Origin of the sequence: Streptomyces sp. NBC_00358 (assembly GCF_036099295.1) — a bacterium.
Taxonomy (GTDB): Bacteria; Actinomycetota; Actinomycetes; order Streptomycetales; family Streptomycetaceae; genus Streptomyces.
The window spans coordinates 2,743,867-2,767,979 of the sequence record NZ_CP107976.1; the positions used below are offsets into that span (position 1 = coordinate 2,743,867).

18 protein-coding genes are annotated in these 24,113 nt (G+C 70.9%); 4 read left to right on the forward strand and 14 right to left on the reverse strand.

Annotated elements, in window-relative coordinates; genetic code table 11:
- The first annotated feature begins 219 nt into the window (after positions 1-219).
- Positions 220-852, forward strand: coding sequence for a hypothetical protein (locus tag OHT01_RS11315; RefSeq protein ID WP_328553016.1), 633 nt, complete (start codon positions 220-222; stop codon positions 850-852).
- A gap of 547 nt (positions 853-1,399) precedes the next feature.
- Here the strand turns inward: OHT01_RS11315 and OHT01_RS11320 are convergent.
- The 3 genes from OHT01_RS11320 to OHT01_RS11330 form a co-directional block, all read right to left on the reverse strand.
- Positions 1,400-2,026, reverse strand: a complete 627-nt coding sequence (locus OHT01_RS11320) for a hypothetical protein (RefSeq protein ID WP_328553017.1) — start codon at positions 2,024-2,026, stop codon at positions 1,400-1,402.
- A 68-nt stretch (positions 2,027-2,094) separates the two neighbouring features.
- Positions 2,095-2,796: a ribonuclease HII gene (locus tag OHT01_RS11325; protein WP_328553018.1), complete on the reverse strand. Its 702-nt coding sequence runs from the start codon at positions 2,794-2,796 to the stop codon at positions 2,095-2,097.
- A gap of 81 nt (positions 2,797-2,877) precedes the next feature.
- Positions 2,878-3,501, reverse strand: a complete 624-nt coding sequence (locus OHT01_RS11330) for a TetR/AcrR family transcriptional regulator (RefSeq protein WP_328553019.1) — start codon at positions 3,499-3,501, stop codon at positions 2,878-2,880.
- A gap of 183 nt (positions 3,502-3,684) precedes the next feature.
- On the opposite strand from OHT01_RS11330, the gene OHT01_RS11335 reads away from it, so the two are divergent.
- On the forward strand, positions 3,685-5,232 hold the full coding sequence (locus tag OHT01_RS11335; protein ID WP_328553020.1) for an MFS transporter: 1,548 nt from the start codon (positions 3,685-3,687) through the stop codon (positions 5,230-5,232).
- Between the two features lie 188 nt (positions 5,233-5,420).
- On the opposite strand, the gene OHT01_RS11340 is transcribed toward OHT01_RS11335, so the two are convergent.
- The 4 genes from OHT01_RS11340 to OHT01_RS11355 form a co-directional block, all read right to left on the reverse strand.
- Entirely contained in the window at positions 5,421-6,860 is a 1,440-nt protein-coding gene (locus OHT01_RS11340; RefSeq protein WP_328553021.1) for a DUF4153 domain-containing protein, read from the reverse strand.
- Between the two features lie 638 nt (positions 6,861-7,498).
- Entirely contained in the window at positions 7,499-8,431 is a 933-nt protein-coding gene (locus OHT01_RS11345; RefSeq protein ID WP_328553022.1) for an ADP-ribosylglycohydrolase family protein, read from the reverse strand.
- Between the two features lie 12 nt (positions 8,432-8,443).
- Positions 8,444-9,103, reverse strand: coding sequence for a histidine phosphatase family protein (locus OHT01_RS11350; RefSeq protein WP_328553023.1), 660 nt, complete (start codon positions 9,101-9,103; stop codon positions 8,444-8,446).
- A gap of 107 nt (positions 9,104-9,210) precedes the next feature.
- Positions 9,211-9,816, reverse strand: coding sequence for a YdbC family protein (locus OHT01_RS11355; protein WP_328553024.1), 606 nt, complete (start codon positions 9,814-9,816; stop codon positions 9,211-9,213).
- 154 nt (positions 9,817-9,970) lie between these two features.
- Between OHT01_RS11355 and OHT01_RS11360 the strand changes: the two genes are divergently transcribed.
- The gene (locus OHT01_RS11360) at positions 9,971-10,504 is read left to right on the forward strand and encodes a TerD family protein (protein WP_328553025.1); all 534 of its coding nucleotides are present in this window, start codon (positions 9,971-9,973) and stop codon (positions 10,502-10,504) included.
- A 51-nt stretch (positions 10,505-10,555) separates the two neighbouring features.
- On the opposite strand, the gene OHT01_RS11365 is transcribed toward OHT01_RS11360, so the two are convergent.
- From OHT01_RS11365 to nrdR, 3 genes are all read right to left on the reverse strand, one after another.
- Positions 10,556-11,233, reverse strand: coding sequence for a DUF6215 domain-containing protein (locus tag OHT01_RS11365; RefSeq protein ID WP_328553026.1), 678 nt, complete (start codon positions 11,231-11,233; stop codon positions 10,556-10,558).
- Between the two features lie 170 nt (positions 11,234-11,403).
- A complete protein-coding gene (locus tag OHT01_RS11370) occupies positions 11,404-14,301 on the reverse strand; it encodes a vitamin B12-dependent ribonucleotide reductase (protein ID WP_328553027.1) in 2,898 nt (965 codons plus the stop codon).
- 167 nt (positions 14,302-14,468) lie between these two features.
- Positions 14,469-15,020 (reverse strand): transcriptional regulator NrdR, encoded by a 552-nt coding sequence (nrdR, locus tag OHT01_RS11375; RefSeq protein ID WP_328553028.1) that lies wholly within the window; start codon positions 15,018-15,020, stop codon positions 14,469-14,471.
- Positions 15,021-15,538: 518 nt separating this feature from the next.
- Between nrdR and lexA the strand changes: the two genes are divergently transcribed.
- Positions 15,539-16,315: a transcriptional repressor LexA gene (lexA, locus tag OHT01_RS11380; protein WP_103549644.1), complete on the forward strand. Its 777-nt coding sequence runs from the start codon at positions 15,539-15,541 to the stop codon at positions 16,313-16,315.
- A gap of 541 nt (positions 16,316-16,856) precedes the next feature.
- Here lexA and OHT01_RS11385 read toward each other — a convergent pair.
- From OHT01_RS11385 to OHT01_RS11400, 4 genes are all read right to left on the reverse strand, one after another.
- The gene (locus OHT01_RS11385) at positions 16,857-18,875 is read right to left on the reverse strand and encodes an ATP-dependent DNA helicase (protein WP_328553029.1); all 2,019 of its coding nucleotides are present in this window, start codon (positions 18,873-18,875) and stop codon (positions 16,857-16,859) included.
- A 376-nt stretch (positions 18,876-19,251) separates the two neighbouring features.
- Positions 19,252-20,031 (reverse strand): GNAT family N-acetyltransferase, encoded by a 780-nt coding sequence (locus OHT01_RS11390; protein ID WP_328553030.1) that lies wholly within the window; start codon positions 20,029-20,031, stop codon positions 19,252-19,254.
- A gap of 39 nt (positions 20,032-20,070) precedes the next feature.
- Positions 20,071-22,143, reverse strand: a complete 2,073-nt coding sequence (locus OHT01_RS11395) for an IucA/IucC family protein (protein ID WP_443043386.1) — start codon at positions 22,141-22,143, stop codon at positions 20,071-20,073.
- 358 nt (positions 22,144-22,501) lie between these two features.
- On the reverse strand, positions 22,502-23,959 hold the full coding sequence (locus OHT01_RS11400; protein ID WP_328553031.1) for a diaminobutyrate--2-oxoglutarate transaminase family protein: 1,458 nt from the start codon (positions 23,957-23,959) through the stop codon (positions 22,502-22,504).
- Between the last annotated feature and the right edge of the window lie 154 nt (positions 23,960-24,113).

Below are 24,113 nucleotides of genomic sequence, written 5' to 3' on the forward strand. Positions count from 1 at the left end.
GTGTCGCGATACGAAACACCGGGCAGGTATATAGGACGCTAATCGCCCGAAAACGGTCTGTGGCCCCAATTGCTCGTTGCCGCAACCCAGTTCGACAGGAAGAATTGAGGTCCGCTCCCCGCACGGTTTGCCCGTGGTCCGGTAGGGCTCTGCTGCGGCGTGCCATTCCCCCAAGTCCGACCCCGCCCGCTGTACGGGCACGTAGCCGAAGGGAGGACCGTGACCTTCGGATTCGCTCCGTCCTCGGCGGCATCCATGTCGACGTCTCCCGACCTGTCCGCCGCTTCCACCCATCCACTGACGCGCATGCTGGAACCCGCCGAATGGGCCTCGGCCGGAATTCCGCTTCTGCGCGATCCGCGTGAGGTCGTGAGCGGCCTTCACGCTCGACACAGGCCCAGACCGTCGACGGCGGTCGTCGCGGTGCTCGACCAGGACGAGCGGCTGATGGCGAGCGCCTCCTTCACGCGGCGTTCGGCACCGGCCGACGGCTGGATGTTCCGCAACGCGCTGCTCGCGCAACTACGCCGGGTCATCCCGCACGACCTGCGACGCCGTTCTCCCGCACGTACGGCCGTGCTGCTCTACTGCCGGGACGGCGACGCGCGCTGGACGGAGGAGGACGGGGCCTGGATGTGGGGACTGCGGGACGCCTGCACGCTCCACGGACTGCGGTGCGGGGCGTACATCACGCTGACACGTGACGGCTGGCAGGTCCTCGGCGAGGGCCGCGGCGGACGCCGCCCCAACTCCGACTCACCACCGGAGTTCTTCGTGGGCGAAGTGCTGCCACCCCTGCCTCGCACGGGAGGCGTCGCGTCGGAAGTCATGCGCCGGGCAGCCGCCCGCTGAGAAGCGGGCACGCATCGCCCGGCACCGGCCCGCCCTCGGGGGAAGGCGGGCCGTAGCCGTCCGACAGCTCACCGCGCTGTCGCATCCGCCCATGTGCGGACACGACGCGGACGCGGTTCCGTGCGCGGACCCGCGCCAGGTACCGACACCCCCGGACCCGCGGTCACCCGGACCCGCGGTCACGCGAGGGAGCGCACCGGGCGGCGCAAGCGCACACCTGGCGAGCGACTGTCGACAGTTGATGACGCGCCCATGCCAGACGACTTGCCGTCCCCAGCCCAGCCGGACACGGAAAAAGGAGTGGCCCCCGCCCCTCGACGTCCGCCAGGGCGAGATGACGCCCAGCGGGAGCGAGCACTCTGGGTCGACTGTGCGGAGAGGCGGGCGCACAGCAAAGCACCACACACCACGCGAACGAGCGACGAGCGGAACCTCGCTGAGCGTGGACGCGGTTGCGGGTACGCCGAAGGGACCGCCGTGCAGGTGCCGCCGCGGCGGCACCCTCAGCGTCCCGCCGGGCGCGTTCCGGACCGGATCCGGAACGCGCTCAGACGCCCGCGGCCAGGACCGAGTTGATCAGCTGCGGGTCACCGCAGACGATCAGCAGGGCTCCGGCCCGGCCGAGGGCCAGGGGCAGAGCGGTGGTGGCAGCCTCGTCGGTGCCGCCGTTGACCGCGACCACGACCACGGGACGGGACGCGGCCCGGCCCACGGCAGAGGCGTCGGCGTAGAAGACGTCGTCGCCGGCGTCGTGCTGCGCCCAGTACGCGGTCTCGCCGAAGGAGAGTTCGTGCGCGGCCCACGGGTGCGGATCGCCGGTGGTGATCACCAGCACCTCACCGGGGGCGCGGCCAGACTCCAGCAGCAGGTCGACGGCTTCTTCGGCTGCGTCCAGCGCACCCGCGGCCGAGGCCGGGACGAGCTGGATCTGCGGGGCGGCGGCAGCGGGTGCCGCCGCCGTGACGGACGGTCCCGGCGTGGCCACGACCGGCTCGCGCGGGGTGCGTTGGGCCGGCATCGGCCGGACAGGACCCGGACGGCCGGGACGCGGCGGAGCCGCGGGACGGGGACCGGGTACGGGGCGAGGGGTCGGCGCGGTGCGGCCACTGGCCGGAGTGACGCGGGGACCCTGGGCACTCTCGTGAATCTGAGGCTCCTCGGGAATGAGAGGCATGAGCTGATATCTATCAAACGCCGGTGCGACTCGCCTCGGCGGGTGGCACATGAGTACGGGCGGAATGGTCAGAAGTCGAAGCCGAGCTGGCCCTCGATCTCCGGAACGTTTCCGTCCGCCCAACTGCGGGCCTTCTTGAGGTGCCGCCACTGGGGCAGCGCATCAAGATACGCCCACGACAACCGGTGGTACGGGGTGGGTCCCCGCTCCTCCAGCGCGGCTTTGTGGACCGGCGCCGGGTACCCGGCGTTGGCCGCAAAGCCGAAGTCTGCATGGTCGATGCCCAGTTCGGCCATCATTTTGTCGCGCCGCACCTTGGCGATCACCGAGGCCGCCGCGACGGCGACGCAGGACTGGTCGCCCTTGATCACCGTACGGACCCTCCAGGGAGCGCCCAGGTAGTCGTGCTTCCCGTCGAGGATGACCGCGTCGGGGCGGACCGGCAAGGCTTCCAGGGCGCGTCCGGCGGCAAGGCGCAGGGCGGCCGTCATCCCGAGCTGGTCGATCTCCTCCGGGGAGGCGTGCCCGAGGGCGTACGCCGTCACCCATTTCTCCAACTCCACGGCGAGCGCGGTCCGGCGCTTGACGGTCAGGAGCTTGGAATCGGTGAGTCCTTCGGGCGGACGGCGCAGGCCGGTGACGGCGGCGCAGACGGTGACGGGACCGGCCCAGGCACCGCGCCCCACCTCGTCGACACCGGCAATGACCTTCGCTCCGGTCGTGGCGCGGAGGGAGCGCTCGACGGTGTGGGTGGGGGGTTCGTACGGCATGGCGTCCTCAGACTACGCCGCCCGGCACCCCGCGCGACACCCAGGTTCCCCGAGCGGCCGGGAAGCCCGTCCCGGAACCGGTCACGCGACCCGCGCCCGCAGCAGCGGGACCATCAACTGGTCGATCATCTCCTGGAGATCAAGATCGCTCCATTCGCTCGCGCACACCTTGGAGCGGTACATCATCATCGCCGGGACCGCGTCGAAGACATACGAGTTCGCCGCGTCGGGACGCACCTCCCCTCGCTCGATACCACGGCGGACGACCTCTCGGAGCAGGTGCAGGGTGGGTTCGACGACCCCGCCGACGATCACCTGGCTGAAGCGCTCGGCCTGCGTCACACCGCATTCGTGAAGCACCGAGCGAAGCGCGAGTCCCGGCGGCGAGAACATCGCCTCACGTACACGTCGGCACACTTCCAGCAGGTCCTCGCGGACTCCGCCGAGGTCGGGAACCTCCGTCAGGTCCGGCAGTCCGGCCTGGAGCGCGTCCGCGACCAGGTCCTCCTTCGACGGCCAGCGGCGATAGACCGCGGCCTTGCCGGTCTGGGCTCGCGCGGCCACGCCCTCCATGGTGAGGCTGTTCCAGCCGACCGCGCCGAGCTGGGCCAGCGCGGCTTCCAGGATCGCGCGCTCGAGCACGGCACCGCGCCGGCGCGGGGAGGGTGCCTGAGCGGGGGCGGCCGTCCAACGCGAAGTAACCATCAGAGTGTCTCCGTCGTGCAGGGAAGCGGAATGCGGTGAGGTTCGGGCTTTCTCGGGGGGCGACCGGGTCGATGTCGCCGGGAAGCGAGCTCAGTGAACGCTTGCGTTCACTGACGGGGACTCACTACCGTTGACATGACAGTGAACGCGAGCGTTCACTAACACACTTGTGGGGGAAGCACAGTGACGACCTCTCAGTTGATTCAGGACACCAAGCCGGGTGCGGCCCGCCGGGAGGGGCATCCCGGTATCGCGCTCACCGTCATCGCGGCCTGCCAACTCATGGTGGTACTCGACGCGACGATTGTGAACATCGCGCTCCCGCACATTCAAAACGCCCTCGACTTCAGTACGACCGACCTGACCTGGGTGGTCAGTTCGTACACTCTCACCTTCGGCGGCCTGCTCCTTCTCGGGGCACGGGCCGGCGACATCCTCGGCCGGCGCAGGGTCTTCATGACCGGCATCCTGCTGTTCACCTTCGCCTCACTGCTCGGCGGACTCGCCCAGGAGCCATGGCAGTTGCTGGCGGCGCGCGCTCTGCAGGGTGTCGGCGGCGCGATCGCCTCACCGACGTCCCTGGCGCTGATCACCACCACGTTCCCCGAAGGCCCGGAGCGGAACAGGGCGTTCGCGGTCTTCGCCACGGTCTCTGCCGGGGGCGGCGCCATCGGTCTGCTCGCCGGAGGCATGCTCACGGAGTGGCTCGACTGGCGGTGGGTCCTGTTCGTCAACGTCCCCATCGGCATCCTGATCGCCGTCCTCGCGCCCGTCTACATCAACGAGTCGCGACGGCACCCGGGGCGCTTCGACGTCGCGGGCGCGCTCACCTCGACCGCGGGCATGGCGTCCCTGGTCTACGGCTTCATCCGCGCGGCGGAGCAGGGTTGGCGGGACGGCCTCACGATCGGGTCGTTCGGTTCCGCCGCGGTCCTGCTGCTGGCCTTCGGGATCATCGAGACGCGGGCGAAGGAGCCGATCACCCCACTGAGGATGTTCACCGACCGCAACCGCTCGGGCACGTATCTGATCATGCTGAGCCTCGCCGCCGCGATGTTCGGCATGTTCTTCTACATCGTGCTGTTCGTGCAGAACGTGCTGGGGTACAGCCCGATCTCGGCCGGTGTCGCGTTCCTTCCGGTGACGGTCGCGATCGCGGTCGGCGCGGGTCTGTCGCAGCGGTTCCTGCCGGTGCTCGGCCCCAAGCCGTTCATGGTCACCGGCGCGACGCTCGTGGCGCTCGGGCTCGGCTGGCTGACGTTCATCAGCCCCGACGACTCGTACGCGGGCGGAGTCCTCGGCCCGATGCTGCTGTTCGGCATCGGGATGGGCCTGAACTTCGTGACGCTGACGGTGACCGCTGTCTCCGGTGTCGCCCAGCACGAGGCGGGCGCGGCCTCGGGTCTGCTCAATGTCACGCAGCAGGTGGGCGGTTCGCTGGGGCTGTCCATCCTCACCACGGTCTTCGGTTCGGCCGCCCGCGACGAGGCGAAGACCCAGACGCCGAAGTTCCTGGCGGACGGCTCGGCCGCGCAGAAGGCGGAGTTCGCCAGGACCCACCAGCTGCCTGCCCCTTGGGGCCATGAGGTGCTCGCCCAGGGCATCTCGACCGCCTTCGTGCCGGCGGCGGCGATGGCGCTGCTCGCCCTGGTCACCGCGACCCTGGTGATCAGGGTCCGCAGGAGCGACCTGGACGCTCTCGCGGGTACGGCGGCACCCGCCGCGGGCTGAGGACGGGCCCGCGGGCGGCCGGGCCGTGTCGCCATGTGTCTCCGGCGACACGGCCCGGCCGTCCGCGGCACGAAGCAGGAGCGGGCGCCTCGGAGCGGAGCCCGGCCCGCCGCTCCGGAACATGCCGCACGAGCCCGGCCGCCCGGGGCACCCGGGGCACCCGGGGCACCCGCCCGACGGGAAGCCGCTCAGCGGTAGCTGAGAGGGTCCACCAACTGGCTGCACGTGCTCCAGTCGGTGGACGCGACCGGCGGGCGGTCGCGCAGGATGTCGCGGGCTCGGGTCTCGCCCCAACTGGTTGCGTACCAGGGGGCGTCGTCCTTGCCCAGGTCATCGGCGATCGACTTCAGCACGCAGGAACGCATCGGCTCCTTGAGCCTGTCGAGGGCGGGTACGGCGTCGGCCGACAGGTCGCGGGCGTACAGGAGGTCGAACTTGCCCGTGTCCTCGTACCGCTGGACGTTGCGTTCGGCGATCAGGCTGTCGGGCGACATCAGCCCGAACGCGAGCACACCCGCCGCCGCGCTGGCCGCGACGGCGCGGGGCAGCCAGCGGGCGCCCCACACGCCGGCCGCCATGATGAGCACGATGACCAGGCCCAGCCACAGCTCCCCGGCCAGCACCGACACTCTCAGCCGCGTCAGCCCATAGACCTCCACATACATGTCCATACGTCGCACAGCGGACGCCACGACAACGAGCGCCAGGGCGCAGAGAGTTCCCAGCACACCCCGCACCAGCCTGCGGTCGCTCGCGCCGTCCCGAGGCGCCCAGCGCAGCGCGAACACCACGACGAGCAGGGTCAGCAGCGTGACGAGCAGCAACTGCCAGAAGCCCTGGCGCGCGTACTCGGAGTACGTCTGGCCGGTCTTCTTCAGTACGGCGTCGTAACCGCCGAAGAGAACGGCGAGCTGGACGGCGTTGAAGGCCGCGAAGAGCAGGGTGAGCACGATCAGCGGCAGGGCCCACTCGACGCGGTTGCGCGGGCGGCCCGCGGGCACCACGACCCGGTCCCACCGCACCGGCGCGGCCGCCGTGTGGGCCACGGCCAGCGCTCCGACCAGGCCGAACAGCAGGAGCACCACACGCCAGGGTCCACCGGCGACGGAGGTGTCCGGGACCAGATCGCCGAGCAGATTGGCGAAGGCGGAGTCGGCCCCGGCGAACAGCGCCCCGAAGACCAGCAGCAGGACCGCGCTCACCACGAGCGCGCGCAGCCCGACACCCACGTGGCGACGGGCACCGCCGAAACGTTCCCGCAGCCCGCGCCAGCCCCAGGCGGGGCCGGTGACCAGGGAGTTGAACACGCCGATCGGGCCCAGCAGGATCGCCGGCCAGGTGCGTCCGCCGTTCAGCGCGAGCGAACCGAGCGCGATCGCCGTCACGACGGCCAGGAACGACGGCCAGTCCGCGTCCCGCAGAGCGGGAACGGTCAGCAGGCCGATGCCACCGATGCCCCAGACCAGGCTCCACGCGCGCGTGGTGCGCCCCGCGGCCCGACCCGAGAAGTACGCGGCGAGCGCGGCGGGGAGGGCGACCAGCAGGAGGTTGATCGCCAGACCGCCGTCGAGGAGCAGCGTGCTCAGGACCCCGGTCGCGAGCACGGCCCACAGGGTGGGTGTGCGCACCGGGGCGGGCGATGTGAAGCGAAGATCGGCCGACCACGGACCGGGGCCGGGTGACGGGTTCGGTCCGCCGCTCCGTCCGGGGAGCGATCTTGCGGCCCGAGCCTGAGCCTGGGGGTTCACGCCTCCGCCGACGGCTGGGACGGCACCTCCGCCGGACTCCTTCTCGCGCCCGGACTCCACCGAGCCCCGGGGCTCTCCCGCGCCCCCGGACTCCACCTGGTTCCCGGGCTCTTCCTCCTTCCCGAGCTCGTCCTTGGCCTCGTCTCGGGGCTCGGGCGTGGACGGTATGTCGGACAAGGGATCCCCTCCCAGCCGGTCACCGGGCAGCCCGCATCGCGCCACGGGGGCGGAGGGCTGTCAACCGGTGTTTCGTCGGCACACGCCCGCCATGATCAACGGGCGGCGTGGCGCACACGGTATCCACGGACAAACGGGCTCACGGCCCTGCTGCGGGGCTGTAGCAAGCCTGTGACACAAGTGGGCGGCCGGACTCCCGGAAGCGGCTCTGTCGGGCTCCAGGAGCCGCCAGGGGGCCTGGAAACCCACACCTGGCGACGTCCCCGCCCGAACCCGGCCCCGCAGTGCCTCAACACCTCGGTGCCTCGGTTCGGCGGGCCTGGGAACCTCTGCCGTACGTCCTACGCCTCGTCGGCCGTCCGACGTCCGGTCGCGAGTCCCGGCAGCCATCCCGGCAGCGCCTCCGTGGCTTCCAGCCATGCCCCGGGCGGCGCTCCGGCCTTCCCGGAGGCGACCACACCGCCCACGATGGAGCAGGTCGTGTCCACGTCACCGCCGACCTGGGCGGTGACCCAGAAGCCCTCTTCGTAGTCACCCAGAGCGCGGGCGGCCGACCAGAGGGCGAAGGGAACGGTGTCGTGCGCCGACGTACGCCGTCCGCAGCCCAGCACGGCGGCCACGGTCGCGGCGTCCCCGTAGTCGAGCATGTCCCGTGCGCGGCGCAGACCGGCGCCCACCGCGCTGCGCGGTACGAGCGCGATGACGCCGTCGAGCAGGGCCTCGGCGCTCGGCGGGCCCGCCGGGTCGGCTGCCAGCGCGGCGGCCGCGGCGACGGCCATGGCACCCACCACGGCCTCGCGGTGCTGGTGCGTGGGATAGGCGGAGATCTCCGCCTGGTGGGTCGCCTGTTCCGGGTCGTCGGCGTACCAGGCTCCCAGCGGGGCGATCCGCATCGCGGCGCCGTTGCCCCAGGAACCCTGTCCCTTGAAGAGGGCCGACGCCAGCTCGCGCCAGTCGCCGCCCTCCCGGACGAGCCTCAGCAGCCGGTTGACCGCCGGGCCGTAGCCCCGGTCGAAGTCATGGTGGTGCGCGAAGGAGCGGGCCAGTTCGTCCTGGTCGATGCGGTGGTGCGTGGCGAGGACGGCGACCACGGAGCAGGCCATCTCCGTGTCGTCGGTCCACTGCCAGGGGCGGGGCGGCAGCTCTCGGCGCTTCAGCAGGGGGTAGTTCGCGGGCACGAAGAACTGTGAGCCCAGCGCGTCCCCCACCGCGAGTCCGCGCAGGCTGGCCAGGGCGCGCTCGAAGCGCCCGTCGGGAGAGGAGTCAGCGATCATCGCTCCCCCACTCTATCCGGTGACTCCGTACGATTCCGGATCACGCCACTGCTCGAAGGGACGGTCGATCGTGTATCTGCCGTCCTCTCCCAGAACGAGCATCCTCATCTCTCCGTTCCCCGGGTTGGAGAGCGACTCGAACTCGGCGACGGTCCAGTGGAACCAGCGCATGCAGAACAGCCGCATGGCCAGGCCATGGGTCACCAGGAGCACGTTCGGCGGATGGTCGGGGGCCTCGAAGCTCCGGTAGAGGCTCTCCAGGAAGCCGCCGACCCGGTCGTAGACATCGGCGCCGGACTCGCCCTGCGCGAACCGGTAGAAGAAGTGTCCGTACGCGTCGCGATAGGCCTTCTGGAGCCTCACGTCGTCACGGTCCTGCCAGTTGCCCCAGTCCTGCTCCCGCAGCCGCGGCTCCTCGCGCACCCGGACGAGCCCGGGGTCGAGGTGGAAGGCGCGGAACGTCTCGTGGGTGCGGCGGTAGGGCGAGACGTAAACGCTTACGCGCTCCCTGCCGAAAACCTCGCGCAGCCGTTTGCCGGTGTCCTCAGCCTGCTGCCACCCCGTCTCGGTGAGCGCCAGAGCGTGGTCGGGCTCGCGTTCGTACACGGTGTCATCGGCATTGCCCACCGACTCGCCGTGCCGGACAAGGACGATGCGCCGCGGTCGTGCCATGCCACGACCCTAGATCGTGCCGGGGCTGTTCGAGGAGCCGTACGGGCCTCATACGGCGCAGGTCACACCGTTCCCGCATATCAGGACCCGCCGGCCGGAGGCCGCCGTCAGACGATCCAGCCCGGTTCGAGCTGCACGATGTCGCCCGCGAGGGCGGCTATGTCGGCCTCGATCTGGGCGCGCAGCGCCAGCCTCTCCACCCGCTCGGCGCGGTACTTGCCGTGCTCGGCGGACGACCGCCACATGGACAGGACCAGGAACTCGCTCCCGGGCGCCTCGCCGAACATGCCCCGCACCATGCCGGGCGAACCGGCCATCGCGGGGTTCCAGACCTTCTCCTGCATCAGCGCGAAGTGCTCGGCGCGTTCCTCGTGGACACGGCAGTGCGCGACCCGCACCACGTCGGAGTCCGTGAAGCGCGGTTCGAAGCCGGACTTCACGTCGAAGCGGTAGTCGAACAGCTTGACCTGGGAGTTCTTGAAGGTGCCCGACTGCGCCGCGGCGAGCCGGTCATGGGACCGGGCCATGAAGGAGTCGTAGAAGGCACGGCTCTCCCAGAAGGAGAAGATGTGCGCGACGCCGGACCGCCCCGCACTCCACCCTCCGCCCTGTCCCCGGAATCCCGGCTCCCCCAGAAGCCCCGCCCACTTTCGCTGCCCCCGTTCGAAACCGCGGCGATCGACCACGGTGCAGCGAATCCACTTGACCAGCACCGCGCCATCGTAAGGCCCCGGAACGTGGCGTCGGTCACTCTCCGGCCCAGTGGATCCGGGCGAGCCCCTCGGCACGCGTGGCACGATGGACAACCTGCCCTACTCTCAGGGGAGTTGGTCCGGCGCCTGCTGGGGAACGGGGAGGGGACATCCGGTGAACGGTCTCAACAAGGGCATCCGCAAGGCGGAGTTGGCGATCAAGTGGGATCCGAGTCCCGTCGGGGAGCCCGCGACCGATCTCGACATCATCGCGGCGACGTATCTGGCGTCCGCACCGCAGGGAAGTCCGGACTACGTGGTGTATTTCGGCAGCCGCTCGCCGGACGGCACCATCTATCTGAACCGCGACAGCAAGGACGGCAAGGGCTTCGGCTGGGACGAGGTCATGACCCTGGAACTCGACCGCCTGGACGGCCGTTACGCGCGCGTGGTCGTCGGGGTCCTCATCCAGCAGCGCACCGAGGCGAGGACCTTCGCCGGTGTCCTCAACCCCGGCTTCCGCCTGCGCGAGGGCTACACCGTCCTGACGGAGGGCGACTTCGGCGACGTACTGGGCGCGACGGCCGCGACCATCGGGGAGTTCGTGCGCGACCACTCCGGGGAGTGGACGTTCCACGCGGGCATCCACGGCTACGACACCGACCCGGCGACCTTCGCCAGGGTCATGGGCGGCCCGCACCGGGCGTGAGGCACACTCCCCGTGGTGGCGTCGCTCGCCCCGCGGGCCGGCGCCGTCGTCTCAGCCGCTCTTCCAGCCCGGGATCGTCGGCAGCACCAGTTCGGCGACACGGAACAGTGCCGCGTCGTCGGGCGTGACATCGTCCTGACGCCAGATGGCGATCTCGAACGAACCGCCCCCGTCCTTCGCGTCCCTGGCGACCAACAGGCTGCGGGCGATGCCGCCGGCGCCGGCGTCGGCTTTGCCCGAACCGAAGGTGAGGGCGATCGTCCGGTCCGAGTAGAGGATCGCGGGATGGCCCAGGATCTGCCTCGGCTCGGACGAGGGAAGCAGACCGGTACCCCGGGCGACGGAGACCGGGTCGTCGGAAGCCGACAGCTTCACGGAGTAGGTCCTCAGCGTGACGTTCGCTTCGGGACTGGCGATCCGGGTGCCACCGTCGAGGGTGATCCAGCTGTCGCTCCCGTCGGCCGTCTCCGCGTGCTCCTCGGGCGTCCCGAGGAGCACCGGCAGGTCCTGGCGGTTCAACGCCTGGCACAGCTCCGTGCCGGAGACGCGCTTCGCCGACCCGGTGCCGTGCCCCTTGGAGCAGGTGGCCGGCTCGGCGACGCCGGTCTTCGGGAAGACCCGCGACAGTCCCCATATGCCCCCGGTGACGCCGGCGACCAGCACCACCGCCGCGACGGCCTGGGCCCCCACGCCCACGCCTCTCTTCGATCCGGCCACTGCGTCGGCCATGTCCCCCGCCTCCCCTTCGCGCTCCGTACGCGCGGAGGGAGACTAACCGTTTGATCGTTTCGCGGGAAACCCGCGTTCCGACGACGCCCGGACCAACGCCGAGGGCGGTGGAGTCGACTGTCGACTCCACCGCCCCGAACAGCTACTTCACGCCCGGCGGGCGCTCGGCGTCAGCTGCAGCCGCTGGTCGAACCGCATCCCTCGCAGATGTAGCAGGACCCGGCCCGCTGCATCTTCGTACCGCAGGAGAAGCAGAGCGGGGCGTCCGCCTGGATGCCCAGTTGCATCTCCACCAGTTCGGCGCTGGTGTGGACCTGCTTCAGGACGGGCTCGGCCACCACGGCCTCGGCCTTGGGGGCCGCGACGGCCTTCAGCTCCTGCGCGAGGGGCGCGGACTGGGCCAGACCCTCGACGTCGACCTCGTCGTCGGAGGGCTCGTAGGAACCCGTCTCCAGGTGACGCTGACGCTCCTCGGCGGAGTGGATGCCGAGCGCGGAGCGCGTCTCGAAGGGCAGGAAGTCCAGCGCCAGGCGGCGGAAGATGTAGTCGACGATCGACTGCGCCATCCGCACGTCCGGGTCGTCCGTCATGCCGGCCGGCTCGAAGCGCATGTTGGTGAACTTCGAGACGTACGTCTCCAGGGGCACGCCGTACTGCAGACCGACCGAGACGGCGATCGAGAAGGCGTCCATCATGCCCGCGAGGGTGGAGCCCTGCTTCGACATCTTCAGGAAGACCTCGCCGAGACCGTCGTCCGGGTAGGAGTTGGCGGTCATGTAGCCCTCGGCGCCGCCCACCGTGAAGGAGGTCGTGATGCCGGGACGGCCCTTGGGCAGACGCTTGCGGACCGGGCGGTACTCGACGACCTTCTCGACCGCGGTACGGATGGTGTCCTCGGCCTTCGCCGTGACCTCGACCTTTTCCTTCTCCTTGGTCTTCGCGGAGAGGGGCTGGCCGACCTTGCAGTTGTCGCGGTAGATCGCGAGCGCCTTGACGCCCATCTTCCACGCCTCGAAGTAGACCTCTTCGACGTCCTCGACGGTCGCCGTCTCCGGCAGGTTGACCGTCTTGGAGAGCGCGCCCGAGATCCACGGCTGGATCGCGGCCATCATGCGGACGTGGCCCATCGCGGAGATGGAGCGCTCGCCCATGGCGCAGTCGAAGACCTCGTAGTGCTCGTGCTTGAGACCCGGGGCGTCGACGACATTGCCGTTCTCGGCGATGTGGGCGACGACCGCCTCGATCTGCTCCTCCTGGTATCCCAGGCGGCGCAGTGCCTGCGGCACGGTGCCGTTGACGATCTGCATCGAGCCGCCGCCGACCAGCTTCTTGAACTTGACCAGCGCGAGGTCGGGCTCAAGACCGGTGGTGTCGCAGGACATCGCGAGACCGATGGTGCCGGTCGGGGCGATGACGGACGCCTGCGCGTTGCGGAAGCCGTTCTTCTCGCCGAGGCGGACCACGTCCTGCCAGGCCTCCGTGGCGGCGGCCCAGATCGGGGTGTCCAGGTCGTCGACGCGGACGGCCGTGGTGTTGGCGTCGGCGTGCTGCCGCATGACCCGCTGGTGGGGCTGCGCGTTGCGGGCGTAGCCGTCGTACGGGCCGACGACCGCGGCGAGCTCGGCGGAACGCCTGTACGAGGTACCCGTCATCAGGGAGGTGATGGCGCCGGCGAGGGCGCGGCCGCCGTCGGAGTCGTACGCGTGGCCGGTCGCCATCAGCAGGGCGCCGAGGTTGGCGTAGCCGATGCCCAGCTGACGGAAGGCGCGGGTGTTCTCGCCGATCTTCTGGGTCGGGAAGTCCGCGAAGCAGATGGAGATGTCCATCGCGGTGATGACCAGCTCGACGACCTTGGCGAAGCGCTCGATCTCGAAGGACTGGCGGCCCAAGCCGTCGTCCTTGAGGAACTTCATCAGGTTCAGCGAGGCGAGGTTGCAGGACGTGTTGTCCAGGTGCATGTACTCGCTGCACGGGTTCGAGCCGTTGATACGGCCGGACTCCGGGCACGTGTGCCACTGATTGATCGTGTCGTCGTACTGGATGCCGGGGTCGGCGCAGGCCCACGCGGCCTCGGCCATCTTGCGGAAGAGCGACTTGGCGTCGACCTCCTCGATGACCTCGCCGGTCATGCGCGAGGTGAGACCGAACTTCCCGCCCGACTCGACGGCCTTCATGAACGTGTCGTTCACGCGGACCGAGTTGTTGGCGTTCTGGTACTGGACGGACGTGATGTCGTCGCCGCCCAGGTCCATGTCGAAGCCCGCGTCACGGAGGGCGCGGATCTTCTCCTCCTCCTTGACCTTGGTCTCGATGAAGTCCTCGATGTCGGGGTGGTCGACGTCGAGGATGACCATCTTGGCCGCGCGGCGGGTGGCGCCGCCCGACTTGATCGTTCCTGCGGAGGCGTCGGCACCGCGCATGAAGGAGACGGGACCCGAGGCGTTGCCGCCCGAGGAGAGGAGCTCCTTGGAGGAGCGGATGCGGGAGAGGTTCAGGCCGGCGCCGGAGCCGCCCTTGAAGATCATGCCCTCTTCCTTGTACCAGTCGAGGATCGACTCCATGGAGTCGTCGACGGCAAGGATGAAGCAGGCGGAGACCTGCTGGGGCTGCGGCGTCCCGACGTTGAACCAGACAGGGCTGTTGAAGCTGAAGATCTGGTGCAGGAGCGCGTACGCCAGCTCGTGCTCGAAGATCTCGGCGTCGGCGGGCGAGGAGAAGTACTTGTGGTCCTCACCGGCCTTCCGGTACGTCTTCACGATGCGGTCGACGAGCTGCTTGAGGCTCACCTCGCGCTGCGGGGAGCCCACAGCACCGCGGAAGTACTTGCTGGTGACGATGTTGACCGCGTTCACCGACCAGAAGCCGGGGAACTCGACGCCACGCTGCTCGAAGTTGATCGAGCCGTCGCGCCAGTTGGTCATGACGACGTCACGGCGCTCCCACTCCACCTCGTCGTACGGGTGCACGCCGGGGGTGGTGTGAATGCGCTCGATGCGCAGTCCCTTGCTGGCCTTGGCTCCGCTCTTCGCGCGGGAACCTCGTGCCGGACCGCTCGTCGTCTCTGTCATTGCCGCCTCCCTGTAACAGGCTAAAACGCGCTGAAGTGCCGCGAACTTCCCGTGGCACGGTCTGTGTCTGATGCTGCGCGTGCCGCTGATGCGGCTTTTTTTTCGCAGCAAGTCTGTGGTCGCCGCCCGCGGGCGGGGCCGGACGCCCTGAGGGCGCCGGCCCGCTGTCAGTCGGCGGCGGTGGCGGGCACGGGAACCTCTACGGTTCCGCCGGGCCCGCAATCGGTCTTCTGGCGCACCACGTCCGGGTCGTCGTCGTCCACGGCGGGGCGCTGGTTCACCTGCCTGAGTTCCGCGATGGCGGCTTCGAAGTCGTCGAGCGAGTCGAAGGCCCGGTACACGGACGCGAACCTCATGTAGGCCACGAGGTCGAGTTCCTGCAAGGGTCCGAGTATGGCCAGCCCGACGTCGTGGGTGGTCAGTTCGGCGCTTCCGGTGGCTCGCACGGCCTCTTCGACCCGCTGCCCGAGCTGGGCGAGCGCGTCCTCGGTGACGGGCCGCCCCTGGCATGCCTTGCGCACGCCGTTGATGACCTTGATCCGGCTGAAGGGCTCGGTCACACCGGAGCGCTTCACCACCATCAGCGAGCACGTCTCCACGGTCGTGAAACGACGGGAGCAGTCGGGGCACTGGCGGCGCCTGCGGATCGACGTGCCGTCGTCGGTCGTACGACTGTCGACGACGCGGCTGTCCGGGTGCCTGCAGAAGGGGCAGTGCATGGCTCCAACCCTCCTTCACAGCACGACACGGGGACCTCGCGAGACCTCACCGGCCCCTCGAAGCAGCCTCAAGCATAGGCGATACCCGAGGGCCTGAAGACCCGGGGGACCACAACTTCTGGGATGCCTCCGCAATCCAACCACTAGATGTGGGGATCGGCTCCCGAATTCGCCCACGTCCCGCGTGTCGTACACGTAAGGGCATGTGCCGCACAGGCATACCCATCCCGGACACGCGGGGATAGCGTGGCCGACGCACGGAAGGGGGCCGCTTCCCGGCCGGTCGGCCATCGGATGGCAGACTGGGCGGCGGCCCAGGTCAGCCGGCACGGCTGCCGCCTCCGGCGGTGAAGGGTACAGCAATAGGGCCTTTTGTCCGCCAGGCACGTCGCCAGCCATACACCCAGACACACGCTCACGTCAGACAATTCGCGGTTTTTCACTCGAACGTGTGTTTGGCGCAACCTTTCGAAAGCAACTACCGTTGTCCAGCAGGGAGACCATCGAGAGGGGCCGACGTGACCACCACCGCAGACAGCGCCACCATCACCGCCCAGGACCGCTCCCAGGGCCGACTCGAGCCGGTGCATGTGATGAACGAAGCCGCGAATCATGAGGGGCCCAAGCGCTCCCTGCCTGGCCGACCTCCAGGCATCCGGGCCGACAGCTCGGGACTCACGGACCGGCAACGCCGGGTGATCGAGGTGATCAGGGACTCCGTGCAGCGGCGCGGCTACCCACCGTCGATGCGGGAGATCGGTCAGGCCGTCGGCCTTTCCAGTACCTCCTCGGTCGCGCATCAGCTCATGGCACTGGAGCGCAAGGGGTTCCTGCGCCGAGACCCGCACCGCCCGCGTGCGTACGAGGTGCGGGGCTCCGACCAGTCCTCGGTGCAGCCGACGGACACGGCGGGCAAGCCTGCCGCGTCCTATGTGCCGCTCGTCGGCCGTATCGCCGCCGGTGGCCCGATCCTCGCCGAGGAGTCGGTCGAGGACGTTTTCCCTCTCCCCCGCCAGTTGGTCGGCGACGGAGAGCTGTTCGTCCTGAAGGTCGTCGGTGACTCGATGATCGAGGCCGCCATCTGTGACGGGGACTGGGTGACGGTCCGCCGCCAGCCGGTCGCCGAGAACGGCGACATCGTCGCCGCGATGCTCGACGGCGAAGCCACGGTGAAGCGCTTCAAGCGCGAGGACGGACACGTGTGGCTGCTGCCGCACAACTCCGCGTACCAGCCGATCCCCGGCGACGAGGCGACGATCCTCGGGAAGGTCGTCGCCGTACTGCGGAGGGTGTGACACCGCGACGGGCGGACCTCCGCCCCCGCCCCTGACCGGGCCCCGGAACCAACTGCGCCGGTTCCGGGGTCCTGTGCGTTCTCTGGCCGGGGGCCTCGACCGGACTCGCGGTCCTTCGATCTCGGGGTGCCGGGGTTCCCCAGGCCCCCGTGCCCACGGAGCCATGTGCGCCACGCGGCTCGTGGGTGCGGGCTCCGCGTGGCTCGTGGGTGCGGGGCCACGGGCCCCACGCGGCTCGTGGGCACGGGGTACCTGGCCACTCCCGGGCATGAGGGTGCGGGTTCCGCGTGCCTCGTGTGTAGGGGGCTCGGGTTCCGTGCAGCTCCCGGGCACGGGGCCACAGGCTCCGCGTGCCTCGTGAGCACGGGGCTCGGGTTCCGTGCAGCTCCCGGGTGCGGGGCCACGGGCTCCGCGTGGCCCCTGTGTGCGGGGTACCTGGCTACTCCCGGGCATGAGGGTGCGGGCTCCGCGCGGGTAGGGGGCTCGGGTTCACCGCGGCTCGTGTGCCAGGTCCGGGGAGCCGTGGGCCGGGGCCTTGGCGTTACGCGTCCGCCGGCTCGCTCGGGGGCTCTTCGGCCTGGCCTGCCGCCTCCTCGGTCGCCCTCGCCCTCTCGTCGATCGCCGCGAGGGATCTACGGACCTGGTTCGGATCCGTGGTGTACCAGAAGTCGGGGAGCGAGGCCTTGAGGTAGCTGCCGTACCGAGCCGTGGCCAGCCGTTGGTCCAGTACCGCCACCACTCCCCGGTCCCCGGAAGCGCGTACGAGGCGGCCGGCGCCCTGGGCCATGAGGAGCGCGGCGTGGGTGGCGGCGACGGCCATGAAGCCGTTGCCCCCGTTGTCCTCGACGGCCTTCTGGCGGGCGCTCATGAGCGGGTCGTCGGGACGGGGGAAGGGGATCTTGTCCATCACCACCAGCTGACAGCTGGGGCCCGGCACGTCCACGCCCTGCCAGAGCGAGAGCGTGCCGAAGAGGCAGGTCTTCGGGTCGGCCGCGAAGTTCTTGATCAGCTCGCCGAGTGTCTCCTCGCCCTGGAGCAGGATCGGGTACTCGGGGATGCGGCTCCGCAGTTCCTCCGCCGCGAGCTGGGCCGCGCGCATCGAGGAGAACAGACCGAGCGTACGACCGCCTGCGGCCTGGATCAGCTCGGTGAGCTCGTCGAGCATGTCGCCGCGGTCGGCGTCCCGAGCGGGGCGCGACAGGTGCTTGGCGACGTAGAGGATGCCCTGCTTGGGGTAGTCGAAGGGCGATCCGACGTCGACGCCCTTCCACTGGGGAAGGTCCTCGCCTTCCGTACCTTCCGGGGCGAGCCCCATCGACGCTCCCACGCCGTTGAAGTCACCGCCGAGCTTGAGGGTCGCGGACGTCAGGACGACCGAGCGGTCCGCGAAGAGCTTCTCCCTGAGGAGTCCGGACACGTTCATCGGAGCCACCCGGAGCGAGGCTCCGAAGCGGTCGTGACGCTCGTACCAGACGACGTCCCATTCGGAGCCGTTGGCGATGCGCTCCGCGACGGCGTGCACGGCTTCGACGGACGCCAGCGCCTGCTTGCGTACGGCGTCCTCGTCCTGGACGGACTTGTCGCGGGTGGAGCCGATCGCGGAGATCACCGTACGGGCGGCGTCGCGCAGCGCCATCAGCGCGTACCCGAGGTCCTCCGGGATCTCCTCCAGACGTCCCGGCAGCGCCAGCTCCATCAGGCGCTCGAAACCCTCGGCGGCGCTCTGGAGCTGGTCGGCGGCCTTCTCGTTGGCGAGCTTCGCGGCGCGGCGCACGGCTCGGTTGACCTGTCCGGGCGTGAGCTCGCCGGTGGCGACGCCGGTGACCCTGGAGACCAGCTCGTGGGCCTCGTCGACGATCAGCACATCGTGCTGCGGGAGGACCGGCGCGCCCTCGATGGCGTCGATCGCGAGCAGCGCGTGGTTGGTGACGACGACCTCCGCGAGCTTGGCCCGCTCACGGGCCATCTCGGCGAAGCACTCCGCTCCGTAGGCGCATTTGGTGGCGCCGAGACACTCCCGGGACGACACCGAGATCTGGCCCCAGGCCCGGTCGGAGACACCGGGTGTGAGGTCGTCGCGGTCACCGGTCTCGGTCTCGTCCGACCAGTCGCGCAGCCGCATCAGGTCCTGGCCCAGCTTGCTGGTCGGCGCGGCCGCCTCGAACTGGTCGAAGAGTCCCTCTTCCTCGTCCTGCGGCACGCCCTCGTGCAGGCGGTGCAGACACAGGTAGTTCGACCGGCCCTTGAGCATCGCGAATTCGGGGCGGCGGCGCAGCAGCGGGTGCAGCGCGTCGACGGTGCGCGGCAGGTCCCGCTCCACGAGCTGCCGCTGGAGCGCCAGGGTGGCTGTCGCGACGACCACCCGCTCCCCGTGCGCGAGCGCGGGGACCAGGTATCCGAGTGACTTACCGGTACCGGTGCCCGCCTGGACCAGCAGGTGGGAGCTGTCGTCGATGGCACTGGCGACGGCTTCGGCCATCGTCACCTGGCCGGGGCGCTCCGTACCGCCGACGGCAGTGACGGCAGCATGCAGGAGTTCGGGGAGTGAGGGCTTCGTCATAGCGATGCCAGCCTACGGGGCAGCACTGACAACCGAGCGATCAAGGCCGGAACCGGCGGCGTGATCAAGGCGTGCGGTGGCCCGGGGATCACGGCTGGTGAGCGGGGTGCGCGACGGGCACGCGTGAGGTCACGGACGGGACCGAGGCCAGGACCGGCTCCCGGCGGCCCCGGCACGATCGTCTGCCCGTACGCGCACTCACCGAACGTGGTCGCCGACGGGCGCCGGCCGGCAGGCTCCCGGCGGTCCCCGCGCGGCTCGGGTGGGTCGTACGGCGCGGGCGTCTCCCCGGGAGCCGGGGCGGCGGATGGATACGACACGAGACTCCTCGACAGGGAACCGGTTCGGGGCGAGCGGTGTACCGGGGGTGACGGCGCTACAGCAGCTCGCGCAGGGCCCGGTCCCGGACCATGAGGGCTGCCCGCTTGCCGGGCAGATCGACCTCGGCGGAGAACCGGAAGCCGGCGCTCAGGAAGGCGGACACGGAGGGGGTGTTGCGGAGATCGGGTTCCGCGACGACCCGGGCGCACGAGGGGCGCTTGTCCAGTACGCGGTCGGCGACGGCTCTGAGCAGGGTGGAGCCGAGCCCCCGCCCGCGGTTGGCGACACCGCCGATGAGGAGGTGGATTCCGGTGTCGTGCGGTCGGGCGGGGTAGTGGCGGGCCAGGGGGTCGAGGTCCGCGCGGTAGATCTCCCAGTAGCTCATCGGGGTGCCGTCCAGCACCCCGAGGCAGGGCACGCTGCGTCCGTCACCGCCGAGTTGCCGGAGGACGTGTTCCTCGACCACGGACTCGGGTCCCGCCAGTTCCCAGAACGCGGCGACGGCCGGGTCGTTCATCCAGCGGGCGAGGAGAGGGAGATCGCGCTCGGCCCGGACGGGGACGAGCTGGAAGACGCCCGCGGGTGTCCTGGCCGGCCCCCAGCCGCCGACCCGGTCGAGCAGATCGTCCCCGTCCGGAGACCCGTCCCGGGATCCGGTGTCTCCGGCGAACAGCGCGATCAGTTCGTCGGGGAGGCGCAGGTCGAGTGTGTCCTCGCAGTCCGTGCCGCCGCCGGGGTCGGATCCGGGGCCCGCGTCGGGTCCGGGACCGGATCCGGGGTCGAGTCGGGTGGCGCGGGCGGTGCCGGCGTCGGTGCTCGCATCGGGGGGAGGCACGACGACGCTCCTCTCAGGAGACGGGATGGGTCATGTTCCTCAGGAATGAAGGGGGTTGGAGATCGTGACGTAGACCGACTGGGTGTCGACGGGACCGACGAGTTCGTCGAGGCCGTGCAGCCGGGTGAGCAGGTTGGCCTTGCAGCGCAGGACGGGTGAGTCGAGCAGCAGGGCGGGCAGCGGCGTCCGCAGCCGGTCCGGGCCGGTGGCGACGCCGGTGAGGAAGCGCCGGAAGGCGGCGAGCAACAGGCGTTCGTCGGCGAGGCGTTGGGAGCCGAACGCGCCTACGAGGCCGAGCACGTTGTTGATCGCGAGGTAGTAGGCGAAGCGTTCGTCGGTTACCTCGTCGGGGACGAAGGTGTCGCTGTGCGCCCCGATGCCGGGCAGCCGGGCGTCGAGTTCCGCGCGCCGGGACTCGCGGAAGTAGTAGCCCTGGTTGTCGCGGTAGCGGCCCCCCGCGGGCCAGCCCTGCGCGTCCAGAAGGAGCAGGGTGTTCTGCTGGTGCGCCTCCAGAGCGATGCCCGCCTCGCTGTCCAGCCAGAGCACGGGGCGTACGACCTGTTCGAGATAGCGCAGGAACCACTCGGTGGCGACGGCGGCGAGCGAGCGGCCGGTGCGGGCGGCGAGCCCTGTGACGATCTCGGCGAGCCGGGACCGCATGAAGGGACCGCCCGCTGCCGGGTCGTGCGTTCCGGGACGGACGTACGGCCGGGGTGAGACCAGTCCCGCGACGCACCCGACGTCGTCCGTCGGCCCGAACGGGTTGTGGCGGATCATCACGTCGAGCCCGGGAAGCGGTCTGCCGTCCGGGCCGTCGACGGCGAGCCAGGATGGGTCGCGGACGACGTCGAAGCCTGGGTGGACCGCCTGCCACTGCTTGAACAGGCCGCCGCGCAACAGGCGGTGGACCTCCACGCCGCGGTGGAGTTCCTTGCGGAGGTTCTCACGGCGGGAGTTGGTGATGCGCAGGCCCAGCGACAGCTTCAGCATCGCGGGGGCGCCCGAGCGGTAGACGGTCCGGACGGAGGAGGTGGGGTGCCATGGGGCGCCCTGCGGACCGAGGTCCTGGAGCAGCCCGGCGTCCAGCAGGGCGGCGGTCTCCTGCCGGTGCCGGACCTCGCGCATCTGCCACGGGTGCAGTGGGAGCGCGGCGGTGTATCCATCGGGGAGCGTCAGGCCGGGCCCGGCCAGCCGCGTGGTCAACTGCTCCGCCGACACGGGGCGGCCGCGTTCCGTCCATGCGGAGTCGGACGCCAGTACCGAGGGGGCGACCGCCATCCAGTGCAGGGGGAAGGAGCCGCGCAACTCGGGTGAGTAGAGCCGGCCTTCCGCCTCGGAGAGGCCGTCGCGTCCCTTCGGGGTCGGGTGCAGGGGGTGGCCGAGGAGGAGGGCCTGCTCCGCCGCGAGGAAGAGGTCCGGCGTGTCGGTGGGGTGTGCCCTGCGGTCCGTGATGAACACCGCGGTGCGCCGGACCGAGTCGGCGACGCGGCCGACCAGGTCGGTGCCTTCACCGGCCGGGCTGTCCGAGTGCCGGGGCTCGGGCCGGCTCGGCGCGGCTGCCGCCGGCCGGGTGGCGGGTGCCGCGGTGGCCGCGTCCACGGACGTCGGCGTCGGGGACGCCGGGTCCGGGGAGGCGGTGGGGGCGGAGACCCGGTTCGCGGTCGGTGTTCCGGCGGCCGTCTGCCGTGCGAGGAGGGCCGCCACGGTCACCGCGTCGACGGCCGGTGCCCGGTCGGGAGCTTCGGCGAGGAGGGGGAGGCCGAAACGGTGCCAGCCGGAGGGGGACCAGTGGCGGACCGGGACGAGCAGGGTCGATCCGCTGGCCGGCAGGGGGATGCGCAGGGTGCCGTCGTCGGGGGCGGGCAGGTCGTTCTCCCGGACCCAGCAGCGCAGCAGGTTCTCGACCGCCGCCGCCTGGGCCGCGATCCGGATGGCGGGGTGGTCGAGCGGGTCCAGCGCGTCCGCAGCGACCCCGGGTGGCCGTCCGGACGCCTGGGCCGCCTCCTTCTGCCGGGGGATGGACTCCCCCTTGGGCAGGTACGGGACCGGTGTGCCGCAGACCGCCCGTTCGTACGGGGAGGGAGGGCTGTCGGGTGCGGGGGTGGCGTTCACGAGCATTCCTTGAAGGTCGTTCGGGCTCGTGCGGCGACGAACCGGGGCGGTACTGGTCTGCGTCGGACGCCGGGCGTCCCTGGTCGGCGACTGTGGACGGGAAGGCGGCGGGGTGGGCAGGCGTGACGGGGGGGGCAGGCATGACGGGGGCGTGGAGGAACGCGGAGGCCGCACCGGAGCGGACGCCGACACGGACCCCCGACGGGACCGCGGCGGGGGACGGCCGCGGGCCGGAGTGGTCCGTTGCCGCTTCTGTGCGCCGACGTGGCGGCCCCCGTCCGGCCGGGATTCGAGCGGACCAGGGGTTCCACCAGGCCCCGGCCGAAGACGTACGCCATGTGTCGAGCCGTTCAGACCGTCACGGCGGGCCGTCGGCACCCTGTGCCCCGTCCCTCCCGACCCGCCGGTTCCCCTGGGCCACCGCCCGCACCGCGTCCGCGAGCCGGTCGAGGACGGCGGACGTCTGTTCGTCACTGATCGTCAGGGGCGGAAGGAGACGGACGACACTCGACCGGCGGCCCCCGAGTTCCACGATCAGGCCTCGGTGCAGGCACTCCCGCTGGACGGCGGCGGCGAGCTCGGGGGCGGCCGGGCGGGGGCCGTCGGGGGTGGGATGCGGAGGCCCTTCGGGGTCGACCAGTTCGAGGCCGAGCATGAGGCCACGGCCGCGCACCTCGCCGATGCAGGGGAACTCGGCCGCCAGGCAACGGAGTTGGGTCAGCATGCGGGCTCCGACGGTGGCCGCGCGTTCGGCGAGGCCGTGTTCGCGGACGTAGGCCAGGGTGGCCGTGCCGGCGGCCATGGCCAGTTGATTGCCGCGGAAGGTGCCGGCGTGGGCCCCGGGCTGCCAGACGTCGAGGTCGTCGCGGTAGACGATGACCGCCAGCGGCAGACTGCCCCCGATGGCCTTGGACAGGACCATCACGTCGGGTGTGATCCCGCTGTGTTCGACCGCCCAGAAGGCGCCGGTCCGGCCCACTCCCGTCTGGACCTCGTCCACGATCAGCGGGATGGACCGGGCCGCCGTGATCTCGCGCATCCGCCGTGTCCAGGTGTCCGGCGCGGGAAGGACCCCGCCCTCGCCCTGGACGGGTTCGAGGATCATCCCGGCGGGGAGCGGCACGCCCGACTTGGTGTCGTCGAGGAGTGACTCGGTCCAGCGCGCGCCGAGTTCGGCGCCGGGGTCGCCGCCGACACCGAAGGGGCAGCGGTAGTCCTGGGGATAGGGCAGGCGCGCGACGCGTGCGTCGGTCGCGCCCCCGGAGGCTTCGAGCGCCCCGGCGGTCATCCCGTGGTAGGCGCCGGTGAACGCGAGCATGCCGGTGCGGCCGGTGGCGGCGCGTACGAGCTTGAACGCGGCCTCCACGGCGTCCGTCCCGGCCGGTCCGCAGAACTGGACCCGCGCGCGCTCGGCGAATCGCGGGGGAAGGGTACGGAACAGTTCGGTGGTGAAGGCGTCCTTGACCGGTGTCGCGAGGTCCAGGACCTGCAGGGGCGCACCCGAGTCGAGGACCTTTCTGATCGCTTCCAGGACGACGGGATGGTTGTGCCCGAGGGCCAGGGCCCCGGCTCCGGAGAGGCAGTCGAGGTAGCGGCGTCCGTCGGCTCCCTCGACCGTCAGCCCGCGGGCCCGGACCGGAACGATCGGGAGGGCGCGCGCATAGGTTCGTGCCGCCGATTCGCGCGCCGACTGACGGCGCAGAATCCCCTCGTGCGCCGCGCGCGCCCGCTCGGTCGCTCCGGGGCCCCCGTCCCGCGCCCCCTCGGGCTCCCCGGGCGCCCCCACCGGCACCACCGCTGACTCGGTCACGGCCACGACTTCAGGTCCTCCCGCTGTCCAGAGGCGAGTTGGCAGGGGGTCCGAACGCAGGCGTCAGGCCCCCCGTACGTACCAACGACGCCGCTCGCGTTGGGAAGCGGGTGAATTCGAGGTTCCTTGCCGGTTTCTCACCGGGTTCGGAACCGTGGCC